Source organism: Streptomyces lacrimifluminis (assembly GCF_014646095.1).
Taxonomy (GTDB): Bacteria; Actinomycetota; Actinomycetes; order Streptomycetales; family Streptomycetaceae; genus Streptomyces; species Streptomyces lacrimifluminis.
The window spans coordinates 511,875-528,534 of sequence record NZ_BMMU01000002.1 but is presented as its reverse complement, the minus strand read 5'-3'; the positions used below and the strand labels follow the sequence as shown (position 1 = coordinate 528,534).

General features: G+C 70.9%; 13 protein-coding genes and 1 pseudogene. 4 read left to right on the top strand and 10 right to left on the bottom strand.

The features are described from left to right. Nucleotides 1-88: 88 nt before the first annotated feature. The 4 genes and pseudogenes from IEY89_RS05370 to IEY89_RS05355 form a co-directional block, all read right to left on the bottom strand. A pseudogene (locus tag IEY89_RS05370) lies at nt 89-405 on the bottom strand (response regulator transcription factor); the annotation flags it as partial. 50 nt (nt 406-455) lie between these two features. Continuing rightward, nucleotides 456-1,199, bottom strand: coding sequence for an IclR family transcriptional regulator (locus IEY89_RS05365; protein WP_189146071.1), 744 nt, complete (start codon nt 1,197-1,199; stop codon nt 456-458). A gap of 106 nt (nt 1,200-1,305) precedes the next feature. Next, entirely contained in the window at nt 1,306-2,673 is a 1,368-nt protein-coding gene (locus IEY89_RS05360; protein WP_189146070.1) for an MFS transporter, read from the bottom strand. Nucleotides 2,674-2,784: 111 nt separating this feature from the next. Next, entirely contained in the window at nt 2,785-3,336 is a 552-nt protein-coding gene (locus tag IEY89_RS05355; RefSeq protein WP_373287195.1) for a MarR family winged helix-turn-helix transcriptional regulator, read from the bottom strand. Between the two features lie 114 nt (nt 3,337-3,450). On the opposite strand from IEY89_RS05355, the gene IEY89_RS05350 reads away from it, so the two are divergent. Genes IEY89_RS05350 through IEY89_RS05335 form a run of 4 tightly spaced genes read left to right on the top strand, consistent with a single transcriptional unit; the run spans nt 3,451 to nt 7,310 of the window. After that, on the top strand, nt 3,451-4,368 hold the full coding sequence (locus tag IEY89_RS05350; RefSeq protein WP_308437418.1) for an SDR family NAD(P)-dependent oxidoreductase: 918 nt from the start codon (nt 3,451-3,453) through the stop codon (nt 4,366-4,368). A 2-nt stretch (nt 4,369-4,370) separates the two neighbouring features. After that, nucleotides 4,371-5,255: an amidohydrolase family protein gene (locus tag IEY89_RS05345; RefSeq protein ID WP_189146069.1), complete on the top strand. Its 885-nt coding sequence runs from the start codon at nt 4,371-4,373 to the stop codon at nt 5,253-5,255. Between the two features lie 40 nt (nt 5,256-5,295). After that, nucleotides 5,296-6,801, top strand: a complete 1,506-nt coding sequence (gene menE / locus IEY89_RS05340; protein WP_189146068.1) for an o-succinylbenzoate--CoA ligase — start codon at nt 5,296-5,298, stop codon at nt 6,799-6,801. A gap of 53 nt (nt 6,802-6,854) precedes the next feature. Beyond that, the gene (locus tag IEY89_RS05335; RefSeq protein WP_189146067.1) at nt 6,855-7,310 is read left to right on the top strand and encodes a MaoC family dehydratase; all 456 of its coding nucleotides are present in this window, start codon (nt 6,855-6,857) and stop codon (nt 7,308-7,310) included. Here IEY89_RS05335 and IEY89_RS05330 read toward each other — a convergent pair. The 6 genes from IEY89_RS05330 to IEY89_RS05305 form a co-directional block, all read right to left on the bottom strand. Continuing rightward, nucleotides 7,301-8,167: a PaaX family transcriptional regulator gene (locus tag IEY89_RS05330; protein ID WP_229695058.1), complete on the bottom strand. Its 867-nt coding sequence runs from the start codon at nt 8,165-8,167 to the stop codon at nt 7,301-7,303. The genes IEY89_RS05335 and IEY89_RS05330 overlap by 10 nt on opposite strands. Before the next feature lie 32 nt (nt 8,168-8,199). Beyond that, a complete protein-coding gene (locus IEY89_RS05325; RefSeq protein WP_189146066.1) occupies nt 8,200-9,060 on the bottom strand; it encodes a hypothetical protein in 861 nt (286 codons plus the stop codon). A gap of 3 nt (nt 9,061-9,063) precedes the next feature. Then, nucleotides 9,064-10,761, bottom strand: coding sequence for a PHP domain-containing protein (locus IEY89_RS05320; RefSeq protein WP_189146065.1), 1,698 nt, complete (start codon nt 10,759-10,761; stop codon nt 9,064-9,066). Between the two features lie 71 nt (nt 10,762-10,832). Next, the gene (locus IEY89_RS05315) at nt 10,833-12,692 is read right to left on the bottom strand and encodes a LamG-like jellyroll fold domain-containing protein (RefSeq protein ID WP_189146064.1); all 1,860 of its coding nucleotides are present in this window, start codon (nt 12,690-12,692) and stop codon (nt 10,833-10,835) included. 49 nt (nt 12,693-12,741) lie between these two features. Then, a complete protein-coding gene (locus IEY89_RS05310; RefSeq protein WP_189146063.1) occupies nt 12,742-15,666 on the bottom strand; it encodes a glycoside hydrolase family 2 TIM barrel-domain containing protein in 2,925 nt (974 codons plus the stop codon). Further along, complete coding sequence (locus IEY89_RS05305; protein WP_189146062.1) at nt 15,663-16,649, bottom strand: alkaline phosphatase family protein; 987 nt, start codon at nt 16,647-16,649, stop codon at nt 15,663-15,665. The genes IEY89_RS05310 and IEY89_RS05305 overlap by 4 nt, the downstream gene beginning before the upstream one ends. Nucleotides 16,650-16,660: the final 11 nt, after the last annotated feature.

Below are 16,660 nucleotides of genomic sequence, written 5' to 3'. Positions count from 1 at the left end.
TAGCGCGACTTCGGCCCGCTGCGGGCCGGTTCACGCTGATAAGGGAGTTGTTGTCAGCCCGTGAGGCGACGTGCTGGCAGAGCGTCTCTGGCGTCACCAACCCCGTCTCGTACGCGCAGATCACCCGCCTGTACCCGGTCCCTGAGCCCCGGTGTGCTCAGTACGTTGCTCACATGTGTCTTGACGGTGTGTTCGCTCACGAACAGTGCCGTGGCGATCTCCGCGTTCGACAGGCCGCGCGCCAGCAGCCGCAGCGTCTCCTCCTCGCGGCCGGTGACGACCTCCAGACGCTGCGGAATTGGCTTGGCGGTGGCCTTCGCGCGGCGGCTGCGGACGGGTCCGCGACCAGGCGGCGCGTACCGTGGGGGCCAGGAGCGAGTCGCCGGCCGCCACCAGCGGGGCGGCAGGGCTTGTCGCGCAGTTCCCCGCGCCCCTGTCGGGGGCTGCGCCCCCCCTCAAGGGCGCCAGCCCAGTGCCCGTGAGATGCCCCGCGCCGCCAGTCGCACCGCGGGCACCAGCACCGGTACCTGGGCGTCCGCCTGGGGCACCACGACCGACACCGCGGCGATCACCGTGCCACCCGGGCCGTGCACCGGGGCTGCCACGGACAGGGCGTCGTCGGTGACCTGACGGCTGCTCACCGCCACGCCCGTGCGCCGGACTTCGGCCAGGACACGGCGCAACTGGGCCGGATCGGTGATCGTGTGCGGGGTAAAGGCGGTCAACGGGCCCTCGCAGTAGTGCTGTTGGGCCGCCGGGTCGCCGTGGGCGAGGAGGGCGAGGCCGACACCCGTGGCGTGCAGCGGCCAGCGGGCGCCGACCCGGATGTGCACCCCGACCGCCGAACGGCCCGACAGCCACTCGATGTAGACGACCTCACCGCCGTCCCGTACCGCCAACTGCACGTTCTCGTGCGTGGCTTCGTACAGGTCCTCCAGATACGGCAGCGCGATCTGCCGCAGCGCCAGCCCGCGCGGGGCGAGCGCCGCGACCTCCCAGAGTCTGAGACCTACGTGGTAGACGCCGGCCTCGTCCCGCTCCAGGGCGCCCCAGCGGGCGAGGGCGCCCACGAGACGGTGCGTGGTGGTGAGGGTCAGCCCGGCCCGACGGCTGATGTCCGTGAGGGACAGCGCCGGATGCTCGTGGTCGAAGGCGCTGAGCACGGACAGCAGCCGGTCGGGCGCGGAGCGGGTGGTCATGGGCGGGCAGCTCCCCGGGGTGTGGACGTCACGTCCTTGTATACCGAGGACCGGTGCGGCAGCCGCGTGTGCGGGCCGCCCGTGTCCGCGACGGGAGTGCGCGAGTTCACGGGCGGATCCCCTCACGAGCCGGGGTTTCCTGGAAGAGGGCGGAGGGGCCGAGTGTGTCGGTGTGTGTCTCGGGCATCCGCCACACGGTGACCGCGGTGATCAGCGCGCCGCCGCACAGCAGCAGCGACACGGGGGTACTTCCGCCGCCGTTCGAGGCGAGCAGGCTGGTCGCGATCAGCGGCGAGAAGCCGGCACCGACCAGGGTCGCCGCCTGGTAGCCGAGCGAGGCGCCCGTGTAGCGCACCCTGGTGCCGAACATCTCGGAGAACAGGGCGCCCAGCGGCCCGTACATCGTGGACTGGGCGATGCCGTGACCGAGAACGAGGGCGAGGATCAGCAGGCCGGGCGAGCCGGAGTCGACCAGCCACAGCACGGGAAAGGCGAGCGCGGCCGAGGTGACGGCACCGGCGAGGACCACCGGGCGGCGGCCGACGTGGTCGGTGAGCGCGGAGGCGGCGGGCAGGACGACGAGCGCCACGCAGGAGGCGATGGTCACGGCGCTGAGTACCTGTGGCCCGCTGTACCCGTTGTCGGTGGCGTAGGAGATCATGAAGCCGGTCAGCAGTGACTGCGCGGTGAAGGCTCCGATGCCGACGCAGCAGGCGAGCAGCACCGGCTTGGGGCGGCGCAGCACCTCGATGATCGGCGGCTTGGCGGAGGTCTCCCGCTTGCCCTCCACGAACAGCGGGCTCTCCGCGACCCGCAGCCGGATGAACAGACCGACGCCGAGCAGGACGAAACTGAGCAGGAACGGTACGCGCCAGCCCCAGGAGCGGAACTGGTCGTCGGGCAGCGTGGAGACGAGGGTGACCACTCCGGCAGAGATCACGGAGCCGAGCGGGGCGCCGAGCTGCGTGAAGCTGGACCACAGGCCGCGCCGGGAACCCTGGGTGCGTTCGGCGTGCTCGACGACCATCAGGGTCGCGCCGCCCCACTCGCCGCCGATCGCGAGGCCCTGGACGACACGGAGGACGACCAGCAGAACCGGGGCCCAGACGCCGATCGCGTCGTACGTCGGCAACAGCCCGATGAGGAAGCTGCCGCAGCCCATCAGGGTCATCGTCAGCAGCATCATCGACTTGCGGCCGAGCCGGTCGCCGAAGTGGCCGAAGACGATGCCGCCGAGCGGCCGGGCGACATAGCCGGCGGCGAAGGTGCCGAAGGCGGCGATGGTGCCGACCGCGGGGTCGGCCTGGGGGAAGAACAGCTCGCCGAAGACGAGCGCGGCGACCGTGCCGTACACGAGGAAGTCGTAGAACTCGACGGTGGTGCCGAGCAGTCCGGAGAGTGCGACGCGGCGCAACTCCTTTGTGTCCGGCGCGAGTTGGGGGGCGGCGTCGGAGGACGAGCGGGATGGCTGCACGGGGAGCTCCCTGATGCCGATGTCGTGGGGGACGTCACCGGTGAGGGGACTGCACCGGTGCCCGGGTGAAGTTAGGCATCAATGGAACGGCAGTCAAGAACATGCCCAATATCAGGTGCGTCCGTCCTCCGTGATCCGCTGGAGGAGTGTGTGCAGGGACTCCCTCTCGGTCGCGTCGAGCGGGGCAAGCAGTTCGTTGGTCACGCGCTGGCCGGCCTCGTCGGTGTCGCGGAGGAAGGCGCGGCCGTTCGCGGTCAGGGCGACGAGCCGGCTGCGGCGGTCGTCGGGGGAGGGGCGGCGTTCGGCGAAGCCGAGCTTCTCCAGGTCGTCGACCAGGCCGACGATCGCGCTCGGGTCGTATCCGAGCGACGTGCTCAGTTCGCGCTGGAGCGCACCCCTGGAGGTGGCCAGGAAGCGCAGTACCGCGTAGTGGCGCAGTCGCAGCCCCGATTCCTGGAGGAAGGTGTTGAACAACTGGCCGGAGCGCAGGCCCAGCCGGTACAGGAGGTAGCCGGTGTCCGCGTGCAGGCCGCGCATCCAGGGCTCGTGGGCGTCGATCGGGGCGGGGTTCTGGACGTCCTGCTGGCGGGCGATGGCGTGCTCCCTCGTCGAGGCCCCGGGTGGGGCGGTTCCGTGTTGCCGATTCCAGCATGGCGCACGCATCTGATGGCAACAACTATTGACGTCAACAATTATTGCTCTTAGCTTCGATCCAGCGGCAGTCGTCCTGTGGGCCGCTGTCTCGTGAGCCGTCGTCTCGTGAAAGGGACCCCCCTCGTGCCCAGCATCGATCTGACCGGCAAGGTCGCCGTCGTCACCGGCAGTGGCCGTGGCCTCGGCCTCGCCTACGCGCACGCTCTCGCCGCCGCCGGCGCCTCCGTGGTCGTCAACGACATCGACGAGACCGTGGCCGAGCAGGCCGTGAAGTCCATCACCGCGGCGGGCGGCACCGCCGTGGCCGAGGTGGTCCCGGTCGGCACGACGGAGGCCGCCGAGCGGCTCGTGAACCGTGCGGTGGAGGAGTTCGGCCGGCTCGACATCCTGGTCACCAACGCGGGCATCCTGCGCGACAAGGTGCTGTGGAAGATGACCGACGACGACTTCGACGCGGTGATCTCCACCCACCTCAAGGGCACCTTCACCTGCGCCCGCGCCGCCGCCGTACGCATGCGCGAGCAGGGCGAGGGCGGCACGCTGATCCTGGTCGGCTCCCCGGCCGGCCAGCGCGGCAACTTCGGGCAGACGAACTACGCCGCCGCCAAGGCCGGCATCGCCGCCTTCGCCCGTACCTGGTCGATGGAGCTGGGCCGGGCGAACATCACCGTCAACGCGATCGTGCCGGTGGCCGCCACCGCCATGACCGAGACGATCCCCGCCTTCGCCCCGTACATCGAGGCCCTGAAGAACGGCGAGCCGTTCCCGGCCTTCCTGCGCAAGGGCGAGGGCTTCGGTACCCCCGAGGACTGCGCCGCCCTCGTCCCCTTCCTCGCCTCCGAGGCCGCCCGGGGCATCACCGGCCAGGCCATCGGCATCGGCGGCGACAAGGTGGCACTCTGGTCGCATCCGCAGGAGGTCAGGGCGGCGTACGCGGACGGCGGCTGGACCCCCGAGACCCTGGCCGACGCCTGGTCCACCTCGGTCGGCGCCGAGCTCCAGTCGGTGGGCATCCCCGCCCCCAAGTTCCCGGAGGCGTAACCATGGCGCACCTCAACGTCGAGGAACTCGTCGCGATCGACGTCCACACCCACGCCGAGATCTCCTCCAAGGGCACCTCGTCCCTGGACGACGACCTCCACGACGCCTCGTCGGCCTACTTCAAGGTCGAGGGCAAGCGGAAGCCGACCCTGGAGGAGACCGCCGCGTACTACCGCGAGCGGAAGATGGCCGCCGTCATCTTCACGGTGGACGCCGAGTCCGCGACCGGCACCGCGCCCGTCCCGAACGAGGAGGTCGCCGAGGCCGCCGCGGCCAACCCGGACGTGCTGATCCCCTTCGCCTCCATCGACCCCTTCCGGGGCAGGGCGGGCGTCAAGCAGGCCCGCCGACTGGTCGAGGAGTACGGGGTCAGGGGCTTCAAGTTCCACCCCAGCATCCAGGGCTTCTTCCCCAACGACCGCTCGGTCGCCTACGAGCTCTACGAGGTGATCGAGGAGACCGGCACGATCGCGCTCTTCCACACCGGCCAGACCGGCATCGGTGCCGGAGTCCCCGGTGGCGGCGGGATCCGGCTCAAGTACTCGAACCCGCTGCACATCGACGACGTGTCCGCCGACTTTCCGCAGATGAAGATCATCCTGGCGCACCCGTCGTTCCCCTGGCAGGACGAGGCGCTCGCCGTCGCGACGCACAAGCCCGGTGTGCACATCGACCTGTCCGGCTGGTCGCCGAAGTACTTCCCGCCGCAGCTGGTCCAGTACGCGAACACGCTGCTCAAGGACAAGGTCCTGTTCGGCTCGGACTACCCGGTGCTGACCCCGGACCGCTGGCTCGCCGACTTCGAGAAGCTGCCGATCAAGGACGAGGTCAGGCCGAAGATCCTCAAGGAGAACGCGGCCCGGCTGCTCGGACTCACGAAGCCATAAGTCCTGTCCCATGTCTCGTAACTCGTAGAGGGGCGCAACGATGCGCAACGAGGGACTGGGGTCTTGGCCCGCCCGCCGGGCCCGCAAGACCCCCCAACGCACCGCCCTGATCCACGGTGACACCACGCTCACCTACGCACAGCTGTACGAGCGCACCACCCGGCTCGCGCACGCCCTGCGCGACCGGGGTGTGCGCCGCGGCGACCGGATCGCCTATCTCGGCCCGAACCACCCCTCCTACCTGGAGACACTGTTCGCGGCGGGCACCCTCGGCGCGGTCTTCGTGCCGCTCAACACCCGCCTCGCCGGCCCGGAGATCGCCTACCAGCTCGCCGACTCCGGCACCAAGGCCCTCGTCTACGGCCCCTCGCACGCCGGCCTCGTCGCCGGACTGCCCGGCAACACGGACGTGCGGACGTACGTCGAGGTCGGCGCCGAGTACGAGGAGGCGCTCGCCGGTTCCTCCGCCGAGCCGATCGACGCGCCGGTCACCGCCGACGACACCTGCATCATCATGTACACCTCGGGCACGACGGGCCGCCCCAAGGGCGCCATGCTCACGCACGGCAACCTCACCTGGAACGCCGTCAACGTGCTCGTCGACCAGGACGTCATCACCGACGAACGCGCCCTGGTCTCCGCCCCGTTGTTCCACACGGCCGGGCTGAACATGCTCACCCTGCCCGTGCTGCTCAAGGGCGGTGCGTGCGTCCTGGTCGAGTCCTTCGTCCCGGAGGCCACCTTCGACCTGATCGAACAGCACCGGATCACCTTCATGTTCGGCGTGCCGACCATGTTCGACCAGGTGGCCAGACACCCGCGCTGGGCCGACGCCGACCTGTCGTCGCTGCGCATGCTCTCCTGCGGCGGCTCGCCGGTGCCGACCCCGCTCATCGCGCGCTTCCAGGAACGCGGGCTCACCTTCCTCCAGGGCTACGGCATGACCGAGGCCTCGCCCGGCACCCTGTTCCTGGACGCCGAGCACGCGGTCAGCAAGGCCGGCTCGGCGGGCGTACCGCACTTCTTCAGCGATGTACGGGTGGTACGCCCGGACCTGACTCTCGCGGAGGTCGGCGAGCCCGGCGAGATCGTGGTCCACGGTCCGCATGTCATGCCGGGCTACTGGGGGCTGCCCGAGGAGACGGCCGCCTCCTTCACGGACGGCTGGTTCCGCAGCGGGGACGCCGCCCGGATCGACGAGGACGGGTACGTCTTCGTCGTCGACCGGATCAAGGACATGATCATCTCGGGCGGGGAGAACATCTACCCCGCCGAGATCGAGGACCTCCTCCTGGCCCACCCCGACATCGTCGAGTGCGCGGTCATCGGCGTCGCCGACGAGAAGTGGGGCGAGGTACCGCGCGCGGTCGTCGTGCCCCGCGAGGGCGCGGCCCTGGACGCGGACGAGGTATTGGCCTCACTGTCCGGCCGGCTTGCCAAGTACAAGATCCCGAAGTCGGTCGTCATCGCGGACGAACTCCCGCGCACCGCCTCCGGAAAGCTCCTCAAGGCCCGGGTGCGCAAGGCCTTCGGCGCGGGTTCGTAGCCCGCTCCGGCACCCATCTGCTTCCCGCCCGACTCCCAGTTAAGGAACACGACATGAGCATCACGGTCAACGGCATCGACGAACTCAAGAAGCTCGCCGGCAGCGACCTGGGCACCAGTGAGTGGATCGAGGTCACGCAGGAGCGCATCAACACCTTCGCCGACGCGACCGGCGACCACCAGTGGATCCACGTGGACCCGGAGAAGGCCGCCGAGGGACCCTTCGGCGCCCCGATCGCCCACGGATACCTCACCCTCTCCCTCTTCATCCCGCTCTTCACCGAACTGCTGGACGTCCAGGGCGTCACCACGAAGGTCAACTACGGCCTCAACAAGGTGCGTTTCCCCTCGCCCGTGAAGGTCGGCTCGAAGATCCGGCTGGTCGGCAGGCTGGCCGACGTCGAGGAGGTGCCGGGCGGGGTGCAGATCACCGTCGACGGCACGATCGAGATCGAGGGCGCCCCGAAGCCGGCGGCGGTGCTGCAGAGCCTGTCCCGTTTCTACGGCTGATCCGCATCCGCATCCGCATCCGCGTCCTCGTCGGCGTCCTTGCGTACGGGCACGAGGTCGAGAAGGCGTTCCGAGGCTTCCCGGGCGAGCGGTGTGAGCCGTTCGTGCACCGCCCGGAACGTCTTCTCGGCCTGTTCCGCCGGCCAGTCGCCCGGGAGATGCGCGACCGGGAGGCGCGGATCGCGGCGAATGACCCCCAACCACTCGGCCTGCAGCACGAGGCGCAGGGAGAGCGAGTCGTCCGCCGCCGGCAGCTCCGTCTCCCAGGGCTGCCACCGCCGCGTGAACGCCCCGTACCGCGCGGCCAGTTCGGCCAGTTCCCAGCTCTCCTCGATCATCTCGCCGATGTCCATGCCCGCGTCGGCGTGCGCCCGGAACACCTTCACATGGGCGGACAGGCCGAGTTCGGCCAGCAGGGCGGAGACGTCGACCTCGCCCGGCGCGATCCACAGGCCGCTGAACAGCGGGCCGAACCCGCTCCACGTCAACTTGGAGCGCAGATCGTGGCGTTGACGCTGCCAGGACTCCGGGAGGGAGAAACCGAGCAGGGTCCAGGTGCCGTCCCAGTGCCGGTTGACCGCGCCGGTGTGCCAGATGCGCCGCTCACCGTCCGCCAGCACGGCGGCCGAACGCCCGGTCAGCCCGAAGTACATCCGGCGGCCCTCGCGTTGGCGGCGCAACAGACCACGGCTCACCATCCGGGTCAGCGTCGAACGGGTCGCCTGCTCGCCGACGCCCGCCCGCGCGAACACGTCGATGACACTGCCCGAGTACACACAGACGTCGCGCCCGAGAACCTGGTCGCCCAGGAACGTCAGCATCAGGGACTGCGGCCGCAGCGACTCCTCGGTGGTCACGCGGCCCACGGTACGCCCCGACGATCAGTCCGTCAGCCCGTGACCTGCCGGTACGCGTAGACGGTGGTCGCCAGTGCGCAGATGCCCGGCTGGATGACCTCGGCGCGCAGGGTGCCGGTGTTCGTGTCGTAGTCGACGCCCTCCGCCTCGTACGCCGTCCCCGAGCAGGTGCTGCGCTGGGGGAGGGCGAACAGGCTCGTGACGTGGCCCGTGACCTGTTTCCCGTCCACCGCGCGTTCCAGATCGACCTGGAGGAGCGGCCGGACCTGGGGGAACAGGGTGCCCGAGTCGTCGTCCGAGGCGCACAGCAGCCGGGTCGCGGTGACGAAGTCGCAGCCCTGGACGTCCCGGACGGTCCTGTCCAGCGTGATCTGCCCGGCCTGCGCCAGCGCGCCGCCCGTGGCGGGGGTGGACGCGTTGAGGAGCGGGGCCGGGAACACCTGCAGGCGGGACTGGTCGCCCCACTCGCCCGAGACCAGCCACTGGTTGTCGGGCGAGACGGTGGCGAAGGAGTTGTTCAGCTTCTCGCCCGGGTCGAGCCGGTGCACGTACTGGTACCGCTGCCCCGCCGGGGTGGTGACCGCGAACATCTTCGACGTCGCCGTGTCCGGACCCTGGTAGGCGTCGAACACGTACCCGTTCGCGATGTCCGGGTCACCGATGTGGTTCCAGCCGGCGATGCGCAGGTCCAGCGGGATGGAGGCGAGGCCCCGGTACAGGAGCGTGCCGTCCGCACGGGAGGCCGGCCCCTGACCGCTGCCCAGGGTGTCGACCTGGGCCGAGCCCGTCTCCGTCCACTGCGCGTCGGCGGCGGACGCTGTTCCGCCACCGCCGAACACCAGCGCCCCGGACAGACCTAATAACGCGCTGAGGGACAGAAGTTGACGCTTCATCAGTCAGCCACCCACGACGTCGACGAACACCGGGTTGGAATAGAACCACGTATCGGCCCACGGGTCACCGTTTCCGGGCGCGTGAGTGATCGGCCCGTGCGGGTCGATGGAGGCGCCGAGGTATCCGGGGCCGTGCCGGTTGCCGTCGCTGCCGCGCAGCCGGACGTAGAACGACTCGGCGCCGGCGGTCAGCGGCACGCGCAGGGTGTACGTCCCCGTGCGCCCCGTGACGTCCTTCGACTTCACGACCTTCGTGTCCGGCGCCTTCCAGGTGTCCCGGTCGGCGACCGGGCCGCGCACCGCTCCCCGGATCACGTCGACGTGCGCCAACTCGGGCAGGATTCCCTGGGGGTTGAGACGGGAGGCGGTGGTCACGGTGATGTTCAGCGTGAGCTTCTCGCCCCTGCGGACCCGGAGCCGGCCACCCAGCGTGACACCCCGGCCGACGTCGCAGTCACGCGTCAGCCGTACGTCGAGCCCGTCCAGCAGATGCCCGTGGTCCAGCCAGATCCGGCCCGCGCGCATACCGTCCATCACCGCGCGGTAGCCGTAGCGCGTGACGCCCACGTGGGTGCGGCTGAACTGGCCGGGCCAGAAGTCGCTGCCGGGCTGCGGCGTGTCGGTGTTCACCGGGTCGGGCAGCCTGCCGGTGTTGTCGAAGTTCTTCCCGGCCGGCCAGTCGCCGTTCTTCCAGGTGTCGAAGACGATCCGGTGCGCGTCGGAGTTCGTGGTGATCGAGAACAGGCTGCCTTCCGCCAGCATCGAGTCCCACAGCCCGCCGACCGTCGCGGTCGCCCAGTCGAAGCCGCCGTACGTCAGGTACCCGTCCGCCGGATAGCCCTGCCAGGACTGCGCCGAGGGCTTGTTCTCGTACTCGCCGCGGACCGAGGTGGCCCCGCGCCAGCCGGGGATGGCCGCACCCTGTGCGCCGGGCGCGCCCTCCATACCGATCATGATCCCGGGGTCCCCGTCCTTCCCGCCAACCCGCCCTGCGTCCCGCCAGTTGCGCAACTCGTGCGGGGAGTCGATACCCAGGCGCATCGGGTGGTTGGCGAGGACCAGCACGTCGTCGACGTAACCGGTGCGGCGTTGCTCGGCCAGCCACTTGATCGCCTTGACGGCGTGTGCCTCGTTGCGGGCGGTGTCCGCGGCGCCGGCCGAGCCCTCGGTGTAGCCGAGGAGCTTGCCGTCGTAGGCGCTCTCGAACTTCGTGAGCAGGTCCACCTCGTGACGGCCGGGCGGTGAGAAGACCGTGCAGTGCTCGGCACCCGGGATGTACCACTCCAGGCCCTGGAAGATCAGCTGACGGGGGTTCTCGGCCCGTGCCCTGAGGATCTCGGCGTGCTCCAGCGGGGCCCCGTACTGGGCGTGCCCGAAGTTGGAGTGCTCGGTGAACACCATCCAGTCGAGGCCGAACTTCTCGCCCGCCGCCGCCAGTTGGGAGAACGTGTACTTGGCGTCGTGGCTGTACACGGTGTGGATGTGATGGTCGCCGACGAGGTAGGCGAGACGCGGGTCGCTGCCGCCGAGCCGGCGCGGGCCGGCGGCTGCGGCGGCGGGCGTCGCCAGCGACCCGGCGGCGAAGACGGCGCCGAACAGGCCTGCCCGGTGCAGGAGCTGACGCCGCGAGACACCCTGCGCGTCGAGGCCGGCCGGGGAGACGGCGGGGTCGGCCCAGGCGGGCAGCTGTTGCTCTGTCATGGTCTGTGGGTTCCTTGGGATCTGGAGAGTCGTGGAGTCCAGGAGGCTTGGCGGAGCCCGACGGGTGTGGGTCAGTGGTTCATGAACGAGCTGACGGGCAGGGCGCGTTCGACGATCCGTACGTCGCCCAGGCGGGCGTGCAGGATCTGGTCGATCTTCCCCGCGTACTCGTAGCCGCCGAGCAGCCACGGCAGCCCGACCGAGGTGATGCCGGTCGAGGTCGCCGTCGGGTTGCGGACGACCGGGCAGCCCTGGACGTACAGCGTGGTGTGCCTGCCGTCGTTGACGACCGCCAGGTGCCACCAGGTCTCCAGCGGTGTCTCCTGGCCCCAGTTGGTGGCGATGCCCTGCTGGTTGAGGGGCCGCATGGCCCACTGGGGCTCGCGGTCGTTGGAGAGGGACAGCGTGGCGAGCGGCTCGTCCGGATCGTCGCCGGTCCTGCCCGCGGCGCCGCCCGTACCGGTACGGCTGACCACTCCGGCCCAGGCGTGGTGCGAGGGGTCCCAGTCGGCGGGCAGCCGGTAGAACGCCTCGATGGTGTAACCGGCCCTGAACGTGGCCGAGTTGAGAGGCGCGTCGTCGACCGTGCGCAGATAGGCGCCCTTGAGCGGTGACTTGAAGCCGTTGAAGTCCAGGCTGCCGTGGCCCGGCTGGTCCGGGTGGTGGTCGCTCGACCAGTTCAGCGTGGCGCCCCCGACCGACACCAGCGCGAGATCGTTGCCGCGGCCGGACCGGTCACGGACCGTGCCGGTGAGGGCGGCCCCGTCGGTCTGCCCGTCGAAGCGCCAGTACGCCACCGTGCCCGGGATCACCATCTTCGACGCCGGGCGGGCGGGACGTGCGGGCACCGGGGCGAAGCCGGCGAAGCGCTCCGCGAAGTCGATGTCGACGGAGAACCGGTCGGCCTCTCCGCTGAGTTCGATCTCCTGCCGCTCCAGCTCGTTGAGCCCCTTCGCGGTCCGGCCCAGGATCCACGGGGAGACCGTCTCCACGTCGATGGTGTTGCGGTCGAGGTCGAACCGGTAGAGGCGGATCATCGCCGCGCCGCCGAAATAGCGGTTCTGATAGTTCGTCAGATGAAGCTCGACCTCATGTCCTGCCGCGTTCTTGCGCGTCGCGCGGCCGGCGGGCCAGTAGTGCCCGTTGAGGGTGAGGAAAATCTGGTCGTGGTCGGCGATCAGCCGGTCCCACAGCTGCTGCCCGTACGCCGACAGGGAGTCGTCCTCGACGACCAGTTCGTGCGTCGTCAGGATCACCGGCAGGGTCGGGTGTTTCGCCAGGACGTCCTTCGCCCACGCGTACCCCTTGTCCGACAGCCGCCAGTCCAGTGCCAGGACCAGCCACTCCCGCCCGGCCGCCCGGAAGACGTGGAAGGTGTTGTAGCCGTCGGCCGACGCTCCGCCGAAGGTCTTCTTCCCCTTGAACCGCTTCGGCCCGAACACGTCGAGGTACGGGGAGGCGCCCCGCTGGTCGGTGGTGGAGGACTTCACGTCGTGGTTGCCCGCCAGGACGCTGTAGCCGACGCCCTTCCGGTCCAGCAGCCGGAACGCCTCACCGATCGCGGTGACCTCCGGCGCGGTGCCGTTCTGGGTGAGGTCGCCCAGGTGGGACAGGAACACGATGTTCTCGTCCCGCCCGTGCTCCAGCAGATAGCGCAGTGACGCCTCGACGGGCGCCTTGTCGATGCTCGGCCCGTCGAAGAGGTACTGGGTGTCGGGCATCACGGCGAGCGTGAACCGGCGGCTCTCGGTGTCGGGCCGCGACGACGAACGTGCCTGATCCGACAGGGCCTCGGCGGCCGTCGGCAGGGCGACGGACGTGGTCGCCGCCGCCCCGATCAGCGCGGTCGCCCGCAGGAAGGTACGCCGTCCGGCGCCCGCCTGGGGCGCTTCGAGGGCAGGCACGTGCCCGGACTCGTGCGAGGTGCACACAACTAACTCCGTAAGTGGTTCCGTGAGTTGAGGGGAGGTGTGTGGGGGGTCAGAGGGTGCGAAGAGTCCAGGCCCAGCGGTGGGTGCCCGGCTGCAGAAGATAGGAGGGGAAGGTGTCGGGGCCGCACGACGCCGTGCCGAGCCCCCGGTGCGCCGCGTCGATGTGGACCACGCAGCCGGGCCGGGGCGTCAGCTGGTCGTGGTGCGTGGCGGCAGCCAGATCCTCGGCGCGGAACCGGGTCACGGAGACCTGGCGCGGCCGGTCCAGCACGACCGAGAGACCGGTGGCGTCCGGCGCCGACAGCCTGAACTGTCGTACACCGTGCCGTCCGCCGCTCTCCTGCGGTCGCAGATAGGGGGTGAACAGGGAGTCCACGGGGGCCGAGTGATGCCCGACGGGCGCTCCGGCGGCGCGGTCCGGATAGGACTCCCAGGGGCCCTGCCCGAACCACTCCAGCAGGTCCAGCCCGGACACCGTCTCGAACACGGAACCGACCCGGGCCACATCGGCGTACGCGTCCGGCAGGCCGACGCTCTCCTCGACGCGGATGCCGCCCCGGACCGGGGTGAACACCTGCTCGTGGCGGATCACGCCCGCGTTCGCGGCGTACTCGGCGAGCACGGTCACGCTCCCGCCGTCGCGCCGCACGTCGACGGCCTTGCGTACGAGGGTGTCGAGACCCCAGTCCTGCCAGCGGGCCGCCATGCCGCCCAGCTCGTCGTTGTCGGTCGGTGCCCGCCACAGGGACAGCACGGGCGCGGACGTCAGCAGCGGGTGGACCAGCAGCCCGTCCGCGTCGACCGTGACGCGCGGTCCCGCGACCGCCGCCTCCGACGCGTCGGGCGCGGCCCGCAGCAGCAGCTGGGGCGTGCAGATCTCGGTACCGCGCGGCGCCCACGGCTCGTCGCCGGCCGTCGTCACCCGCAGGGTCAGCCAGGCCTCGCCGCCGTCCGCCGGCAGCTCGAAGGGCAACGGCACGGCCGCCGTCTCGCCCGGGCGCAGATCCGGCAGTTCGGCGGGCGCGGTCAGGGTACGGCCGTCCGCGAGCGCCAGTTCCCAGGTGGCCGCGAGCCAGTCCAGGCCCCGGAAGCACTGGTGGTTGGCGACGACGAGCCCCTCGTGCCGGAAGGCCCCCAGGCGCACCGGAGCCGCGATCTCCCGGTGCTCGTACATGACGGGCTTGGGGGTGCCGTCGGGGAGGACGACACCGTCGGCGATGAAGGCGCCGTCGTGGATCGTCTCGCCGAAGTCGCCGCCGTACGCCCAGCGCAGGCCCGGGGCGGCGACACCGTTGTCATAGAGCCCGGCGCCCGAGCGTCCGAGAGGTCTGCCGCTGTTCACGCACTGAAGAATTCCGTGGTCCCAGAACTCCCAGATGAACCCGCCCTGAAGTCCCGGAGTTGACTCGATGGCGGCCCAGTGGTCCGCGAGCGTGCCGTTGCTGTTGCCCATGGCGTGCGAGTACTCGCACTGGATGAGCGGCTTGGTCTGCTCACCGGACAGCGCGTGCGTGACACAGTCCTCCAGCGGCGCGTACATCGGGCAGGCGATGTCGGAGGCGACCGCCGGGTCGGCCCAGCCGAGCTTGGCCGCGCCCTCGTACTGGAGCGGCCGGGTCGGATCGTGCCGGCGCAGCCAGCCCGCCGCCGCGTCGTGGTTCGCGCCGTAGTCGGACTCGTTGCCCAGCGACCAGATGATGATCGAGGGATGGTTCCTGTCCCGCAGGACCATCCGCGAGACCCGGTCCACGAAGGCGTTCAGATAGCGCGGGTCGTCCGCGATCTCGTGGGCGTGGTCGTGCGACTCGATGTCCGCCTCGTCGACCACGTAGAGACCGAGCTCGTCCGCGAGGTCGTACAGCGTCGGGTCGTTCGGATAGTGCGCGGTGCGGATCGCGTTGAACCCGAACCGCTTCAGCAGCGCGAGATCGGCGCGCATGTCGTCGTACGACACGGTCCGCCCGGTCAGCGGATGGAAGTCGTGCCGGTTGACGCCCCGGACGTAGATCCGCTCCCCGTTGACCAGCAGGTCCCGCCCGACGATCTCGACGTCCCGGAAACCGACGCGCTGGTACGCGGTGTCGGCGACCGTTCCGTCGGCGCGGTGCAGCCGGACGGTCAGGTCGTACAGCTCGGGCGTCTCGGCGGTCCAGGTGCGTACGTCGGACACGTGCGCGCCCAGCCGGGGCTCGCCGAGGAAGTCGGAGACGCGGTCGTCCTCGGCGTTGGCGCGGTCGAACTCGGCATCCTGGAGGAGCAGTTGACCGTCGATCTCGCCGGTGACGTACCACCCCTCGGGCAGCGCGCCGCCCGCGTTCCGCACCCGGCAGTCGACCCGCAGCTCACCGGAGGCGGGCGCCCGGACGGTGATGTCCGCGAGGTACAGCGGGTCCGTCGAGTACAGCAGCACCGAGCGGGTGACGCCGCCGTGCCACCACTGGTCCTGGTCCTCGATGTGGGTGGCGTCGGACCACTTGACGACCGTCAGCCGTACGGTCGCGGACGTGCCGGGGCCTACGAGGTCGGAGAGGTCGAACTCGCCCGCCAGATGGGAGTCCTTGGAGATGCCGACCGGCCGCCCGTCGACGTGCACGAGCAGCACGCTCTCGGCGGCGCCCACCTGGAGCACGATCCGCCGGCCCGCCCAGTCGGCCGGAACGTCGACCTCACGCTCGTACACGCCCGTCGGGTTGGCGGCGGGCGACGCGGGCGGGAAGTCGGGCCACGGCATCCGGACGTTGGTGTACCAGGGCAGGTCGTCGGTGTCCTGGAGAGTCCAGGCGCCGGGGACCCGGGCCGAGGACCAGTCGTCGCCCGCCTCGGCCGTCGGTGCCGGGAGCAGCTGGAAACGCCAGTCGCCGTCCAGGGAGAGCGCCCGCGCGCGCCGGTCGACGGCGTTCATGGGCAGCCGCCCCCAGGAGGTCACCTCGGGTGACTCCCAGGGGCGCAGGGCGAACAGGGGATCGTCGGTCATGACCATTCCGAAGTCGGTGGTGAGAGGGGGGACGTGGTGGGCCGGGGCAGGACGTGGCCCCACAGGCCCCAGGCGGGGTCGGCGGGGATGCCGAGACGGTCCAGGACGGTGGGGGCGATGTCGACGAGGCGGGGTGCGTCCAGCCGGGTGCCGCCGGGCGTGCCGGGCTCGGCGAGGACGACGAAGACCTCGCGCTCGGCATGCGTGTCGCCTCCGTGGCCGCCGGTGTCGAGATGGCCGTGGTCGGTGGTGACCAGCACCGTCCAGTGCTCGTCCGCACGGGCGGGGTGGGAGCGCCGGGCGTCGACGGCGGCCAGCAGCCGCCCGAGGTGGGTGTCCTGGGCGAGGAGGGCCCGATCGTAGGCGGGGCTGAGGGGGCCGGTGGCATGGCCGGCCTCGTCGGTGGCGCCGAAGTACACGAACAGGATGTCCGGGTCGTCCTCGGTGAGCCAGCGCACTGCGGTGTCGGCGACGAGGCGGTCCGCGCCCTCGTAGCCGTCGGACTCGCCGTCGTACCGCACGCGCTCGCCGATGGCGGGGCCCAGGGTGCCGCGGTCGACCAGTTCGGGCCAGGACACCGCCGCCGCCGTGCGCAGACCGGGCCGCGCGGTGGCGGCACGGCTGAGGAAGTCGGGGTAGCGGGTGTAGTCGGCGCCCGTGAAGTCGTTGCCGGTCACCCCGTGCCGGTCGGGCCACACCCCGGTCAGCACGCTCGACCAGCCGGGGCCGGAGTCGGTGTAGGCCATGCTGGTGGACGGTCCGTCCCCGGCCTGGCCGTCCACCTCGCCGTAGGGCAGCAGGCTGCTGCCGTGGGAGCCCGTGGCCATCAGGCCGTGCAGCACGGGTGCCGCGGACGGCGGGCGAAGCGGGGCGGGGGTCCCCCCGGCCGCCGGCCGGGGGAGGGGCAGCCGGTCGAAGCGCACCCCGTCCATACCCACCACGAGCACCTTGCCGCGTCCCGGCCGTCCGTCGCCGTCCACCATCGCGCACCCTT

Bases quoted from the DNA above. Each gene is read 5' to 3' on its own strand.
- menE (WP_189146068.1), top strand. From the start codon at position 5,296: ATGCGCAACGAGGGACTGGGGTCTTGGCCCGCCCGCCGGGCCCGCAAG.
- IEY89_RS05335 (WP_189146067.1), top strand. From the start codon at position 6,855: ATGAGCATCACGGTCAACGGCATCGACGAACTCAAGAAGCTCGCCGGC.
- IEY89_RS05355 (WP_373287195.1), bottom strand. From the start codon at position 3,336: ATGCGTGCGCCATGCTGGAATCGGCAACACGGAACCGCCCCACCCGGG.
- IEY89_RS05365 (WP_189146071.1), bottom strand. From the start codon at position 1,199: ATGACCACCCGCTCCGCGCCCGACCGGCTGCTGTCCGTGCTCAGCGCC.
- IEY89_RS05320 (WP_189146065.1), bottom strand. From the start codon at position 10,761: ATGACAGAGCAACAGCTGCCCGCCTGGGCCGACCCCGCCGTCTCCCCG.
- IEY89_RS05310 (WP_189146063.1), bottom strand. From the start codon at position 15,666: ATGACCGACGATCCCCTGTTCGCCCTGCGCCCCTGGGAGTCACCCGAG.
- IEY89_RS05305 (WP_189146062.1), bottom strand. From the start codon at position 16,649: ATGGTGGACGGCGACGGACGGCCGGGACGCGGCAAGGTGCTCGTGGTG.
- IEY89_RS05345 (WP_189146069.1), top strand. From the start codon at position 4,371: ATGGCGCACCTCAACGTCGAGGAACTCGTCGCGATCGACGTCCACACC.
- IEY89_RS05325 (WP_189146066.1), bottom strand. From the start codon at position 9,060: ATGAAGCGTCAACTTCTGTCCCTCAGCGCGTTATTAGGTCTGTCCGGG.